9 protein-coding genes and 2 pseudogenes are annotated in these 14347 nt (G+C 55.4%); 3 read left to right on the top strand and 8 right to left on the bottom strand.

The window, feature by feature from the left end; all coding sequences use genetic code 11:
* Positions 1-6 precede the first annotated feature (6 nt).
* Positions 7-1368 carry a DUF1501 domain-containing protein gene (locus tag Mal52_RS14965; RefSeq protein WP_197534202.1) on the bottom strand — a complete coding sequence of 454 codons (1362 nt, stop codon included), beginning with the start codon at positions 1366-1368 and terminating at the stop codon, positions 7-9.
* A gap of 473 nt (positions 1369-1841) precedes the next feature.
* On the opposite strand from Mal52_RS14965, the gene Mal52_RS14960 reads away from it, so the two are divergent.
* On the top strand, positions 1842-2699 hold the full coding sequence (locus tag Mal52_RS14960; protein WP_145376999.1) for an alpha/beta hydrolase: 858 nt from the start codon (positions 1842-1844) through the stop codon (positions 2697-2699).
* A 579-nt stretch (positions 2700-3278) separates the two neighbouring features.
* Here Mal52_RS14960 and Mal52_RS30220 read toward each other — a convergent pair.
* The gene (locus tag Mal52_RS30220; RefSeq protein ID WP_231962361.1) at positions 3279-3491 is read right to left on the bottom strand and encodes a hypothetical protein; all 213 of its coding nucleotides are present in this window, start codon (positions 3489-3491) and stop codon (positions 3279-3281) included.
* A 175-nt stretch (positions 3492-3666) separates the two neighbouring features.
* Between Mal52_RS30220 and Mal52_RS14955 the strand changes: the two genes are divergently transcribed.
* Entirely contained in the window at positions 3667-5730 is a 2064-nt protein-coding gene (locus tag Mal52_RS14955) for a hypothetical protein (RefSeq protein ID WP_231962360.1), read from the top strand.
* A 134-nt stretch (positions 5731-5864) separates the two neighbouring features.
* Here Mal52_RS14955 and Mal52_RS29820 read toward each other — a convergent pair.
* Positions 5865-6161: pseudogene (locus tag Mal52_RS29820) on the bottom strand (AAA family ATPase); the annotation flags it as partial.
* Between the two features lie 32 nt (positions 6162-6193).
* On the opposite strand from Mal52_RS29820, the gene Mal52_RS30550 reads away from it, so the two are divergent.
* Positions 6194-6376 carry a helix-turn-helix domain-containing protein gene (locus Mal52_RS30550; RefSeq protein ID WP_197533971.1) on the top strand — a complete coding sequence of 61 codons (183 nt, stop codon included), beginning with the start codon at positions 6194-6196 and terminating at the stop codon, positions 6374-6376.
* Between the two features lie 251 nt (positions 6377-6627).
* Here Mal52_RS30550 and Mal52_RS14945 read toward each other — a convergent pair whose 3' ends face one another.
* The 5 genes and pseudogenes from Mal52_RS14945 to Mal52_RS14925 all read right to left on the bottom strand — a co-directional run bounded on the left by Mal52_RS14945 (position 6628) and on the right by Mal52_RS14925 (position 14290).
* Positions 6628-7809, bottom strand: coding sequence for a PEP-CTERM sorting domain-containing protein (locus Mal52_RS14945; RefSeq protein WP_197534199.1), 1182 nt, complete (start codon positions 7807-7809; stop codon positions 6628-6630).
* Between the two features lie 653 nt (positions 7810-8462).
* Positions 8463-9434 carry a transposase gene (locus Mal52_RS14940; protein ID WP_231962358.1) on the bottom strand — a complete coding sequence of 324 codons (972 nt, stop codon included), beginning with the start codon at positions 9432-9434 and terminating at the stop codon, positions 8463-8465.
* A 46-nt stretch (positions 9435-9480) separates the two neighbouring features.
* Positions 9481-9759 (bottom strand): annotated as a pseudogene (locus Mal52_RS30545) (transposase); the annotation flags it as partial.
* Positions 9760-10467: 708 nt separating this feature from the next.
* On the bottom strand, positions 10468-11721 hold the full coding sequence (locus Mal52_RS14930) for an outer membrane protein assembly factor BamB family protein (RefSeq protein ID WP_145376993.1): 1254 nt from the start codon (positions 11719-11721) through the stop codon (positions 10468-10470).
* A 202-nt stretch (positions 11722-11923) separates the two neighbouring features.
* A complete protein-coding gene (locus tag Mal52_RS14925; RefSeq protein WP_145376992.1) occupies positions 11924-14290 on the bottom strand; it encodes a serine/threonine protein kinase in 2367 nt (788 codons plus the stop codon).
* Positions 14291-14347: the final 57 nt, after the last annotated feature.

Genomic DNA, 14347 nt, shown 5'->3' with positions numbered 1-14347 from the left:
TCGGCTCTACGATTTCTGTAAAACGTTGTCGATGACCGTCCCTTCACAAAGGCGATGTGGCCGGCCCTCGCTATCATGAATCATGGTTTCAGGGTCGACACCACAACAATGCATGATCGTGGCGTACAGATCCCAAGGTCCGATCGGGTCAGTTGCTGGATAAGCGCCCGTCCGGTTCGACGATCCATAGAGGTATCCCCGCTTGATGCCACCTCCGGCAATTAATAGCGAGCAACAGCCACCCCAGTGGTCGCGGCCGGCATTGTGATTGATTCTTGGTGTGCGACCGAATTCCCCTGAAGCCACGACCAGCGTCTCGTCGAGCAGGCCACGTTCTTCCAAGTCTATTAGCAAGGCTGAAATGCAACTATCTAGTTTCGGGAGCAAATGGCCCTTGCAGATGTTGAAATTGTCGTGGTGCGTATCCAGACCGCCATCACCCCGATTGCGATAATTCACCTGCACAACGGGTACGCCCGCCTCCACCAAGCGCCGCGATAACAACACATTCTGACCAAAAGGATGATCCCCATAGGCGGCCCGCGTTGCCGGTGACTCCGCTTCGATATTGAACGCTGCCCGCGTACGGGCACTGGTCAAAATGTCAAACGCTCGCTCCTGGTAGGTCGCAAAGTTGCTCGCGCCAGGTTGTTGTTTCGAGGCCTTATCGCGTGTACTTAAACTATCGAGCAGTCCCTGACGGCGATCAAGTCTCGTCAGTGGAATGTCGTCCAATAGCTTAAATTCGGGCACATTAAAATCCGGCTCATTGGCGTCTTGCTTGAGAACATAAGGTGCCCAACTTTGTCCCAGAAAGCCGCCGGTTTGGCCGATGTGTGTCGAGATCAACCCTCCAGTGAGCACAAAACTGGGAACCGGTTTTTGTATTGGCCGCAAGTAGCTAATCGCGGAGCCATAGTTGGGGAAATCTGTCGGAGCGGGTCTTGCGTTGGCCGTGTTCGGCTGCGGATAAGGACGACCGGTCATCAACGCATAGTAAGCCGACTCGTGTCCGTTGTCTGGATGCGTCATAGAACGGATGACAGTATACATGTGCGCCAGCTTAGCCAGCTTGGGCATGTATTCACAAATCCGAAACCCGGGCTGCGATGTGGCGATTGATTGAAACTCGCCACGAAAATCCGCCGGAGCCTCTTCCTGGATGTCGTAAGTCTCCTGATGCGGAGGTCCGCCGAAGAGCGATAGAAAAATCAATCGCTTCGCGGTGCCTCGCGACGTGGATTCTTGAGCTGCTGTGTTGGCAGCCATGCCGGTCAAAGTCAGCGCGCCAATTCCACCCAGCGTGACTACCTCACGCCGCGACACTCGGTCGTGGAATCCTGCCCAAGGATCAACAAACTCTAGCATCCAGCAACCTCGAAGAACGAGTGTCTCACCTAACATTCATTCGACTATGACTCTGAAAGTCTTCGGCACATTCACATCATAACCGCTGCGTCAACTCCATGCGAGAGCGAAAGCATTTCATGGCGGGGCAAATCAGCATACTATTGCCTGTCCAGTAAAACACCAGCCTACACCAATTCAGAGAGTTCGCGAGTTCCGAACGGGGCCAATCCCCAAGCCCAAATTCCCGAACGGACTACGGCCCAAACGCTTCGAACCAGGGGTATCCTTTGAGTGGAAAAGAGGCTAGTCGGCCTTTCCGGCCACTCGTGGTGCGTCGAGTCGGGTGAAAACGACTTCATTTCATGGAATACGACGCTGCACGAGGGTATCATCGGTGGAACTGACTGCCGACGTAGCTTGGCCATAATCCATTATGGATAATCGGCTGACCGCTCCCTCTTAAACCACGATTGCATTTGAGGATTGACACTATGCGGACGTTCATCGCGGTTTGCTTGCTGCTCGTTCCGACGATCGCTGTTGCTGAGGATACCGGCGTGAGCATTACGCCCGACGTCGTGTACGGCCACAAGGACGGCCTCGCGCTGACGTTTGACGTATTCACGCCAAAGCACGACGCAAAAGGCATTGGAATTCTGTTTATGGTCAGCGGTGGGTGGTACTCGCATTGGGCGCCCCCGGAGCAAGTGCAGGGACTTTTCAAGCCGCTGACCGACAAAGGATTCACGGTCTTCGCGGTCCGGCATGGGAGCAGTCCGCGTTACGGGATTCCCGATGCCGTCTCCGACGTTCGCCGCAGCGTCCGTTTCATTCGCAAAAACGCCGACAAGTACAAGATTGATCCGAATCGCCTGGGCGTGTTTGGTATGAGCGCGGGAGGACACCTATCCTTGATGCTCGGCACAACGGCCGACGAAGGAAACCCGGACGACAAGGCCCCCGTCGGTAGATTCAGCGACCGGGTGCAGGCCGTTGTGGCGTTTGTGGCTCCCACCGATTTGACGATTATGGTGAAAGACCACCCGCAGCGATTACCAGCTTACGCGAATTTCCCGGCGCTCGATCTGGGGATGAAGGAAGCGGAAAGTCATTCCCCCTTGAAGTATGTCACTCCCGACGACGCCCCGACACTCTTGCTTGCCGGGGCAAAGGACGCCCTCGTGCCGATCGACCATAGCCGTAAGATTCAAGCGGAGTTCGATGCTAAGAAAATTCCAAACCAATTGATCGAGTATGAAAACTCGGGACACGGCTTCGTACCAGAGGACATGCAGCAAGCCGTTACGGAAATGGCTGCTTGGTTCGAGAAACACCTCGCCGAACAGTAAATCCGGATCAGCCCTCGATAAACCTGAACGTAGATGGCAAAATTACCGTGAGGCTTGTAACAGTCTCCTTGATTCTCGTACCACGATGCCTGTTAACCAACCGCCCCCCAAAACCAGAGAGGTTGATTGGGTTGGGCCGCATGCCCCAAAGTTTTTTAAGCCTGCTACAAGCATATACGAACAAACGCCGCAACTCTCGCACGGCGTTTGTCGGTCACCAGTGGGGAGGAACACCACTCACCGCACCGATTGAGGAGCTTGAGACGAAGGAAGGCGCGGACGGTCTGAACGCAGGATGAGAGATGCGCGTTGAGGGGCGTCCCACGTACGAAGGAACAGTCGCAATGGCAATGAAATTGTGGCGGAGTAGTCAAGTTCCAGATATACTCCAACAAATCGCCCTGAGACGTGACCAGGACCGATTTCATGTGGAGACTCTCGAACAAAGCGGTTTTATAGATCGCCATTTGGTTTGGAGTCTTGTTTGCAATAATTCGGGACGATACGAGTGCCCGGCCCATCCATTACAACAACCAAGTCAGACCGCATGACAGAGAGTGAGAAGTTTGAACGGATGTATCACAGAATCATAGGCGGATTGCTGTTCCTTGTCCTCAGTCCTGCTACCGCGATGGCGGCTTCGACGATCGATTTGTCGACGGCAACAATCGTGACAGACTCACCGTCGCCCGTCGTGGCGAAGGCGGCAGTGATGCTGCAGGAAGAGTTGGCTGAGCGTAGCGGCATCACACTGCCGATTGCCAAATCCGCACCCGCAGATGATTTGGTCATCCGTTTGGGAACATCGGCAGATATCTCGGATGTCGAGGTACCTCAAAAGCCTGAATCCTATGCGGTCGCTGTCCGCAAGGGAGAAGTCTGCCTCGTCGGTCATGACGCGCGGGGCGCACTCTATGCTGCGGGGCGACTGATTCGCCTCGCAACGTATCGGCCGGGAGTTTTGACCTTGAAGCTCGATCAACCGATCGTCTCGACGCCGGACGTTCCGATTCGCGCGCACCAGCTGGCATACCGCAATACGGCCAATACCTACGATGCCTGGACGGTGGGCATGTATGAGCAATACATCCGCGATCTGATCATATTCGGGTGCAATGGTGTGGAGCTCATCAGCAACCTTGACGCGAATGCCAAGGATGGTCCCGTTATGACCGAGACGATGCGTTCGAGGAACGTGGCGCTCTCGGAGCTGATCCGGTCGTATGGTATTGACGTCTGGGTCTGGTCGCCGGTCATGGCAATCGAGGGTGAAGACGTGACAACACCTGAAGGCACCGCGAAGGCGCTCGCACTACGCCGCACATTTCTCAAGAATTATCCGGCGATCGACCACTTGTTTATTCCCGGTGGTGACGATGGCGATACACCGGCCGTGCATCTGATGCCCTTCCTGGAGAAACTGTCGGTCGTTCTCAAGGAGATCCATCCCAATGCCAAAATCTGGGTTTCCAACCAGACCTTCACGTTGGAAGAAAACGACTACTTCTTCGACTACCTCGCCTCCAACAGTCCTGACTGGCTCGCCGGACTTGTCTACGGACCATGGATCAAGATGGGATGGGAGGAAATGCGTGAACGCACACCAACCCGCTATCCCATCCGGCGGTATCCGGACATCAACCACACGGTGCGCTGCCAGTACCCGATCCCCAACTGGGACCCGGCCTTTGCGCACACCATTGGCCGAGAACCCGTAATGCCGATGCCCAAAATGCAGTCTCACATCTACCGCAGATACCTAAATGTCAGCGACGGTTTCGGCACGTATTCAGACGGAATCCATGATGATCTGAACAAACAGGTCTGGAACGTCCTGGGCTGGGATCCGCAGTCAGACATGGATGCCGCCCTTGAGGAGTACGGCAAAGTCTGGTTTGGAGTCGATTTGGCGAAAGACGTTGCAGAGGGACTGCGCGGGCTGGAGGCCAATTGGAGTGGACCTATTGCGGAGAACACAGCAATTCCCCATACGCTGGCCTTGTGGGAAAAAATTGCGAAGCGCGTTCCCAAATTTGACAAAAACTGGCGAGCACAAATGTATCTGTTCCGCGCCCGATTTGATGCCAACGTCCAGGCAGAAACCCGTGCTCAAAAAGGTTATGAAGCCCAGGCACTCGCCGCACTGGCCGATGCCTCACAGACTGGCGTGAGCCAGGCCATCGAAAATGCCCGTGCGGCGCTGGCTCAAGCTGACCGGCCGGCAGCACCTGCGCTGCGGTCCGGACTTGAGGCATTGGGGCCCCTGATGCTGGAGAGCATCGGCTATCAACTGAGCGTCGAGCCACCCTATCTCGCCCGAAATTCGGAGCGTGGCGCTATGCTGGACTGGCTGGATCAGCCATTAAATAACCGGCCCTGGCTGGAACAGCGGTTTGAAGCAATTCTGGCACTCCCCAACCAGGCAGATCAGCTCGCTCAGATCGATACCATCCTGAACTGGGAGGATCCAGGACCCGGCGGGTTCTACGATGATTTGGGAACAATCGGAAAGTACTCGCACGTAATTTCGCAACGAAGCTGGGAAGAAGACCCTTCAGGCAATCACACTTCTCGCGTGGCCTTCCCGAATTACAAGGCGGACGCCAAGACGATTGCAAAGCAGACCGGACAGACGGAAAAGGACGATTTGGCATTCAAAGAAGAAGTGGCCCGCGTGGCAGGAGCCCACACGGGACGTCAAGAATTGCGGGGGTCTTGGCAAACACAAATCACGACTCTCTACGGCACGCCCCTCAAGATGAGGTACGAAGGTCTCGATCCGAAAGCCCAGTACCGACTCAAAGTCACATACGCCGGTCGTTTCCGCCCCAGCATGACGCTCACTTTGAACGATGAGTTCGGCATTCATGGTCCTGTCGCTCAACCGGCCCCCATCTGGCCAGTCAGCTACCACGTGCCCCAGGCAGCAACGCGAGGCGGTACTCTGGACGTAGAATGGAACCTCGTCGACGGCCGTGGCTGTATGGTTTCTGAAGTCTGGCTCATCAAATCGGATGACGCCGCCCCGTAGAATCATCTCAATGGCCCTTTAACCAATCAACCGCGAGCATGCTCCCCGTTCAAAGCCCTCTTGGAACCACATATCTCTTTGCAAAAAGAGGCATCGGGGCCTGATAAGCAGGCCGCATGACCGACGGTGAATTCTCAGGAAAGATGGAGGTACGTCGCTTCCAGTTCGGATAGAGTCGTCTCCTTGGCTTTGATGGTTTCGACCAATCGGCCCGCTCGCGTGATGCCGATACGATCACCGATTTCATTTGCACGAAACAGATCATGGGTCGCCATCAGAATCGCAACTCCATCATTGCGAAGCGATTCGAGTATCTTCGAAAACTCGTTCGCTGCACTGGGGTCAAGACCGGAGGTCGACTCGTCAAGCAGCAACACTTTGGCGCTTTTTGCGAGCGCAATCGCAACGCCTACTTTCTGTCGCATGCCTTTTGGATCGAGGTATCGCAGAACAGATTTCATTGGTGCGCATCGAGCGAGCCAAGTTCCTGCTTGCGTCGACTTCATTTACAATCGCGGAAGTAGCAACTCAGGTTGGATTTACGAATGTGCAATACCTGTCGCGCGTATTCCGAAAGAAAGCCGGACTGACTCCGTCCGCATTTCGTCATCAATTTTGCGAAACTCGTGTCTCCGCTACGGATTGACCCTGGCTTCCCTCCACATGTAAGCCACTTCCCGAAATCTCCATCGACGCTCGGGTCTATCTCTTCTTTCACGTATTTTTCTCGCGAAACTTCTTTTGTCGTTCGACTTCCGTCCGTCACAGTTTTGGGACTGCGCGGTAACCAGCAAAGCACTCGCAATGGTTGCAAGCATCTTGAGAGAGCGGAGCCGCCGTAGCACCTTCTTGCTACGTTGGCGACAAGCAGTTCCCCCAGAAGTGTTTCTCCAAGAATCAACGGAAGCGTCGGGCACGTCGAGCGAACGTGCCAAGGCCGATCACACCGATCGCGAACAACGCAAGTGACGAAGGCTCAGGGACGGCGACTACGTCTTGATCGATGAAGACACCCGAGATCGGTGTGTCGCTAACGAGCCAAGAGCCGAAGCTCGAGTAGCCGCTCGCATCGAGTGGGTTGGCGTACTGAGTGAGCGTTGCATACCCCAACGTCCCTGCGGTGTCGACGCCCATACCAGGCATCGCGACGCGGTCATTGCCCAGCACATCGATGATGTCGGCCGACAAGCCATAGGTCATGATCGAGTCGAATCCAACGTTGAAACCAGCGTCGGGCGCGCCCATCAAGCCTTGCAAATACGAGGCGCCCGGAAAGTTAGCGGCCGTGTAGTTGATAGAGCTGTTGCCACTCGCCGCAATATCGACGATGCCCGCATGCTCCCAAAGTTCCCCCACCTCGGCGCGCGTCGCGAGCCGATAACTTTCGAACAAGCCGCCTGCCGCTGTTTCCGCCTGTATTTCCTGGAAGCTGAGCCCAGTGGATAGAGTCATGTCGAGCCACACATTGCCCGTCACCAAGTCCAGTGATTGCGAACCGTCACCAATCGGAATGACCAGCGGCAGATTGGTGTCGCGCACCAACCAGGAGCCGAAGCTCGAGTAGCCGCTCGCATCGAGTGGGTTGGCGTACTGAGTGAGCGTTGCATACCCCAACGTCCCCGCCGTGTCGACGCCCATACCAGGCATCGCGACGCGGTCATTGCCCAGCACATCGATAATGTCCGCCGACAAACCATAGGTCATGATCGAGTCAAACCCAACGTTGAAACCAGCGTCGGGCGCGCCCATCAGGGTCTGGAGCGCATTGATCGCCGGAAAATTCCCAGGCTGATAGTTGGTCGACGAGTTGCCGCTGTTCGCGATGGTCGTGGCGCCGGCGTTCTCCCAGAGCGTGCGCACCTCGTTACGCGTCGCCAGTCGAAAGCCCTCAAACTGCCCACCGGGCAGCAGTTCGGCCTGGATCTCCTGGTAGCCAAAGCCGGTCGAGGCCGTCATGTCGAGCCATTCGAGGCCGGTCTGACCATCGAGCGTCACTGTTCCACCCAGTGCGCTAATGATGGCAGCCTCCGCCTGCTGGGGGAGGCCCAGCCAACTGGAGGCGCCGACCACGAATGCCATCAACAAACCCGCCGTAGATCTCCACATTACTCAGATCCTCCAGAAAAAGGACCGGGCGCAGCACCGTGACCACACCGGTTAAGAGAGAAATATTCGCGAATATCGCCAAACTAGCACGTGTTATCGCTGCTAAGCAAGGAAATTTTCCCCGTTTTGGTAGGCACGGTTTATTGTTTACCCGGCACAGATGGCTTGAGGGCCCCCCACCCGTCAGAATAAACAGAAACGCGGAGGCTCCATCCACTGTCCGCAGTATGTAATTTTGTTCTCTGTACTCAGGTGAACAAATCCCGGAAGCGAAGCCGGGCATCTAAATTGCGTTGGTGTAAGTGACCGCTGAACGATACCAACTTTTAAGCCAACGCCATTCGTGGTAACGGTTGTTTTCGACACAGTAAACGGTCGCCAGGAGACCGCTACCTCTCTTCCAGTGACTCTAAGTGACCAAGACCGCATCGACACGAGGAGGGCAGGGAAGACAGGAGTTGAACCTGCGACCTCTTGACCCCCAGTCGTTTGAGAGTCTGTGACCGAGCTGTGGCCCCCCTTCGAATGTCTGTTTTATGGTGTCTTCGAAGGGGGCCGAAAACTCTTCATTTTCAGTTTAGACACGACTTAACTGCCCGTTGAGAAAGTCAGCTTTACCGCAATTATTAAACCGCCGTCGCGACTGGTGGAATGCAATGTAGTTTCTGTTGTCGGGGTGCGTACAAGTTCCAGATCCGGCTCAGCGCGTTTTGAATCGCTGTTTTGGCAAGCTGGCAATGATCGATAAGCCCCCATCCCCCCTGCAGGCAACGTGGTTTGCCGATGCCGGATAGCTTGCGCATCAGCAAACCCAAATTGCGGGCAGCAACCTGTATGTTGTAACGCTTGTTAATCTTCTCCAACCCACACAACCACGTCCGCCGTGCTCCGCCCGTTTCGCAAACGTGGGCGAAACTTCGCTCGACAAACTCGCTTCGCTTCTTCTGCAAACGCTTGCCTCGATTGCCGCTCATCCGTCGACGGTTGGCATACACCGCCTCCTTGTATTCGGGCGGCTTGTCGGTCCAACGCCTCTCAAACTGCGAATCCGGTTCGGGAATGTACGTCCGCAAACCCCAATAGTTCCAGCGGCGACAATCCGCCAGCGTTTCGTTTTTGTGATACCCCTTGTCCGCCACGACCTCTTCGATCTCGCGATACACTTCGGCTTCAAACAAGTTCTGTTGCGCCGCCTCGATGCTCGTTAACAACGTCGCGCTGTCGGCTTCGTCGGCGTGATACATGCTCGCGTCCAGGATGAATTCGCTATCCAAATCGATCGTGTGCTCCGCCTTGTACGCCAAGTGCGTGCGGCCGTCTTTCATCTTGGCGATGCGGGCTTCACCGTCGGTTTTCGATTCCCATTCGGCGTTGGGAACCTTCTTGCCGGAGCGGTTTTTGTCGTACTTGCGCAGGTCTTCGTCGTTGTCGATGTCGATTCCCTCTTCGGCCGCGAGACGCCGCACATACTCCTTCCAATCCTCGCCCGTCTCTTTGCGGACGATCGATTTCATCGCCGCGTTGGCTTCTAGATACGTCGAATCCACAGCCGCCGTTTTGTTCGCCAACAGTTTGTGATCGTCGGCCAGCGAGAGCACAAAGGCAAACCTGTTCGTGAATTTCCAGCGGCAGTCGGTCGCGGATCCGCGTCAGGCTGGAATGATCCGGCGTCGCTTCGTTCTGGCCATAACCCAAGAATCGCGCCAGCGAGCGGCTGTCCGCACACCGCCAAGCGATGCCGCGTTGCGAATCGATGCCCTCGAAGTAACCAACGAACAGCATGCGAAAGTAAACCCCCGGCGGAATCCCCGCCCGACCAACGTTGTCGGCATAAAACGGTTCGCACCACTCCTCGACAAAGTCATCGAAGTCGCCGGCAGCAAGGATCGCGTTGAGTTTGTCGTAGAAAATGTGTTGCGGCACATTCGGCAGCGCCCCGGTCGCCACTCAAAACTCCCCCTGCTGCTCCTGCACCCGCCGTCCCATGCCCATCGCTGCACGCTCCCTGTCGAGTTAAGTTACCCGCGGAGCAAAGTCAGACGTCAATATAACGTGCGTGTCAAGCGAGGTTTTTCAACGGGCTCCTAGGGACTTCCCTAAGAATTAATGGGCCATATTGAGGATGGTCTGTCTCTTCTGGTCGGTGAGACGAATCCAGATCATCTTTTGCAACGGCTTCTTGACCTGCCCCCATAGATGACACCGCAGCCGCGTACTCCGTTATTCGATCCGCCTTGTGAATTGGAGGCACTGGAAGTCCTAACTGCGTTTCGTGCCATTTCAGTAAGGCTTCCGGGCCACCACGGACCTCATTGAAGCAGCCACGCCTCTAAACAGGAGTTGCTGTACCCGCCGTAAAAAAGACATAAATCGAGCGCAGATTACGGAGCGAGCGGGGCAGGGTAGGTGACGCGAAATCGGCATCGCGGGACAAAATCGACCTTCTCGCACGCGACTTTTGGTTTACAGATACTTCTCGATTTGCGTTAACCGGAGGGAAGTGACAAAACCTTTGAGCCATTGGTTGACAGCTTGCGCGATCAGTAGAGGTTTTCCAACGTGTGACGCCAGATTGTCGTCGTTTGTCATTGACGGATTGTAGTTGTTTGACCGAGCACGGACTTCTTATCGTCATTCTGAAATGCAGTACAGGGCTTTGTTGCTGCGAAGATACAGTGTGTTTTCAGACACGGCGGGTGAGGCATTGAAGTCGGAATCATCACTGGCAAGGACGTTTCGTGCGATTGGCTGAAACGAATCGCCCGGTTTGTACACAATCGTTCCACTCCGGCGTGTGACGACGTAGATATGTTCGCCGATCAGGACAGGCGATGCATAAACGGGACGACCGCTTGCCAAGTTGTCCACGCGTTTGCGATAGATAACTTCGCCATCGGTAGCCGATGTGCAGAAGGCGATTCCGCGGTCATCGATCCAGTAGAATCGATCGTTGTGCAACAGCGGAGTGGCAACATACGAACTTGATCGGTTGGTCCAAATGACACGGGAGTCCGTGACATCCCCCGTCCCGCCAGCTTTTACGGCGATACTGCCGGAGGCCCGGTAGCCGCCAAAGCTGTAGATTGTTTGCCCATCAACGATTATTGACGGGCAAACGTTGCCGGTCATCGGTGACTGGCAATACCAATTGAGCTTGCCGGTCGTGGGATTCAGTGCCCAGATTTCACCGGGCACGCTAATGACGACTTCACGCTCGCCCTCATCGAGATTGACGATGCGCGGAGTACCGTAAGTCAGCTCCAGCATTTCTGCTTCCTGAGCCCAAAGCTTCTTTCCCGTGGCCTTTTCCAGCGCAATAATCGACTGCGACTCTTCAGAGGCATTTACCAAAACGCTATTCTGATAAAGGATCAAACTCGCCGCAGAACCCCATTGTCGATTGCTCGATTCCTTGCCGACGTCGACGCTCCAGAGTTTCTTTCCCTCCAAGGTGATCGAGTGCACACCTCCTTTTCCGAGAAAGACGTAGACGTTTTCACCATCACTGACGGGCGTGTTGCTGGCGTACCCATGCTCGGTGATGTATCCCTGAAAGCGATCTTCACTGTAGTCGATCGGAAAATCGACGGACCAGAGGCGTTCGCCGGAAACTTTGTGAAAGCACAGCACTCGGCGTTTCGCCTCCGACTCGCTAGCGACATAGCAGGTCACAATCAGCTTATCGCCAACCACAATTGGGCTCGACGAACCGGTCCCCGGCAGTTCGACTTTCCAGGTGAGGTTCTTGGAGTTGCTCCAAAAGGTGGGAACCACGTCCGACGATTTCGCAGTGCCTCCCCGCCCCAAAAACTCCGGCCAGTCTTGGGCAGATAGCTGAGCGTTCAAACTGAAAAGACAAACCACGGCGAGGAGGGAGCGAAACATTGGATGTAAGTTCCTAGATTGGGCTGAAAACGTCTTGACCGATCCTGAACCTCTTAATGGGCTCGGTAGCGGGTTCCGACCGCCGTTGTTCAATGCGTCATTTATGGGACCCAGGGGCCATCCAATCCGCAGAAAATCTCCCAAACGCCGCAAACAGTCGTTTGTCGCCATTGATACTCACAGGCAAGAGATTCACAACAAGCTACAGTTGGCGCCCCTTGAGCAATTTTAGCGATGCTGCTCGTCGTTGATCGAGTTTTAACGTTAAAGACGATGGTGTGCCGCCGATAACTTGCGATGCTTCGTGGTAAATCTGCAACCCTTCGATCTGGTCGAACCATGGGGACACCATGCCGTTCAATGGCCGCTCACCGGAAGCTGAGAGCTGCTCCAGGAGCATCGCCTCGGATCGATCAAGCGCTTCTCTAGCTTGTTTGACATTGCCGCTACCATAGTGGGCCAATGCGATGGGGGCGTGAATCAAGTACTTTGCGGGCCAACGAGGGTCCTGCGCGGCCTTCTGCAGCAAGTCCACTGCGGCATCCGACTCCCCGGCGCGAAGATAAACCATCGCTGTAATGTACTGACACACACAACGCGGAGTACTATCGGGCTGCACAACGCGACCAAATGCATCGTGCCTTGGAGGTCGCCCCGACCGACCATCCTGTCCTTCTCCGTGATCGCGTCTGCCTGGTGGTGGGCCAGGCGGCGGTGGCTTCCCAGCGGACCTCTGCTCAGACAGCCACTCCAAGGCAATCGCAAGGAATGTCTTATAGTCCTCCGTCGACGCAGCTTCGCTGCTCACCGCGATGTCGCGCAACAGCATCCATTGTGGATGCGTCGTATCTGCAACAATTTGATCCCGGCGTTGCTCAGAGATTTGACGAAATGCATCGTTCTGGCCTGTATAGAGAAACAACGCAGGAACGCCCCACCACTGCGATTGCGAAGTCGAGGCACCGGTTTCGATCGCCATGGCGAAATCCTTGGCTGCTTCGGGCCAAAGTCCCAATCTTGTAAAAAGCTGTGCTCTTTGAACGCGCGGCAGATAGTAACTTGGCTGAATCGTGACAGCCGCTTCGTAGTCTCGCGAAGCGGAGGCCCAACGCCCCGCATCGGCATGTGACTGACCGCTAACGACCAGTTCGTTGGCTTTGACGAGGTTCTCCGCAAACTGTTCAACTTTTTGTTTGGCCGCAATCGCTTCGGCTTTCGCTTGCGTCGCCGCTTGCAGTGCCGCGTCCTTATCGTTCCGCTCGCTGATTGCATTCGACATCTGCCAAAGGCTTGCGGCTGTTCCAAAAATCATTGTGATTCCGACAAGCGCGGCGGTCACGAGTGCCACACGATGACGCCGGGCGTACTTTTGGAGTCGATAAAAGGTGCTCGGTGGGCGAGCATTGATCGGTTCGCTGTTGAGATAACGTCGAATATCTTGGGCAAGCGATGCGGCGGAGTCGTAACGGCGAGACCGGTCCTTATCGAGCGACTTCATCACGATCCAATCCAGGTCGCCCTGTAAGGTCGAGGCAAGGCCGCGCGGATCGACATGCCGCCGATCCGCGATCGTGGTTAGAGAGTTGCGACTGGTGGAAAGTCGCAAACTGGGGCGAGGGGGTTCTTCTTTTCGAATGATTTGCCGCAGCTCATCCAAACCAGCTGAGTCCAATCGCTCGCGGTCGAATGGAGTGTCGCCGGTGAGTAATTCATATAAGATCCCACCCAGCGAGAATATGTCACTGCGTGTATCGACGTCCAAGCCACTCATTTCGGCTTGCTCAGGACTCATATACAATGGTGTACCGACCATGGAGAAAAAGCGAGTATAGACAGTCTTGTTGGTCAGTTTTTCACCGAGCGCCTTGGCCACCCCGAAGTCAATGACTTTGGCGACCGGTTTGCCGTCATGCAGTGTCACCATCACGTTGGATGGCTTCAAGTCGCGATGGATGATGCCTTTTTGATGAGCATGGTGAACCGCCGAACAGACATCGACCATGACCTCCAGTCGCTCGCGGATGTTCAGTCGCTGTTTATCGCATAACTGGGTGATCGGCAGCCCGCGGACCAGTTCCATCGCAAAGTAGGGCCGTCCATTTGGCGTAACACCCGCATCAAACACCTGAGCAATGTTCGGGTGATTCATCATCGCGACGGCCTGGCGCTCGGCCTCGAACCGTGCGAGCACCTCCTTCGACCCCAGTTCTGGCTTGAGGATTTTCAATGCCACTCTGCGACGTATGGGGTGTTCTTGTTCGGCCACGAAAACGAGGCCAAAACTGCCTTCGCCAATCAACTCCAACAATTTGTAGGGACCGATCTGCATGCCAATGTGATCGATCGGTTCGCCCAATTCGAAGTGAGATGGCGACGGGCGACTGCCGTCGGAACCGATCGGGTGGTCCAACAACGTAGCAGGTCCGTTGTGGGCAGCAAGAAGGGCTTCGACCGAGGCACGCAAATCCTTATCATCACCGCACACAGAGTCCAAATAGGCCAAGCGATCGTCGAGGTTTTCCTCTTCGATCGCTTGTAAGAAAATTGTGCGTTCGGATAAATCGGCCATTATCACATTCTAATCCATTCCGATTTCGGCTTACCAGCGAAACACAATCGTTGCAGT

It is taken from the genome of Symmachiella dynata (genome assembly GCF_007747995.1).
In the GTDB taxonomy this organism is placed as follows: Bacteria; Planctomycetota; Planctomycetia; order Planctomycetales; family Planctomycetaceae; genus Symmachiella; species Symmachiella dynata.
The sequence above is the reverse complement of the archived record's forward strand: the minus strand, read 5'-3'. Positions and strand labels throughout refer to the sequence as shown.